1 pseudogene is annotated in these 251 nt (G+C 37.5%); it reads left to right on the top strand.

Going from position 1 to position 251, the window contains the following annotated elements:
- Window positions 1-15 precede the first annotated feature (15 nt).
- Window positions 16-126: pseudogene (locus NJD71_RS13885) on the top strand (transposase); the annotation flags it as partial.
- Window positions 127-251 lie beyond the last annotated feature (125 nt).

The raw sequence follows: 251 nt of genomic DNA, 5'->3' as shown, positions 1-251 counted from the left end.
ACAGGAGAATAAGCAATGACGACTCAATCTGACATTAAAAAACTAGCCGAGCAAATGGCTGGTAGCATGAACAGCTTCGATGACATCAAAGACTTCCAAAAGCAGCTCATGCAATCCTTTATTGATATAGTCACCTGACCACAAAAATGTTATAAAATAAATCAACTAAACGACTACCACAATAAATAACCATGACTTACTCCCTAGATTATCGCAAACAAGTCTTAAAAAGCTTAGATGAGGGCATGACC

Origin of the sequence: Psychrobacter sp. PP-21, assembly GCF_033790785.1 — a bacterium.
In the GTDB taxonomy this organism is placed as follows: Bacteria; Pseudomonadota; Gammaproteobacteria; order Pseudomonadales; family Moraxellaceae; genus Psychrobacter.
This window is presented reverse-complemented; position numbering and strand designations above follow the sequence as displayed.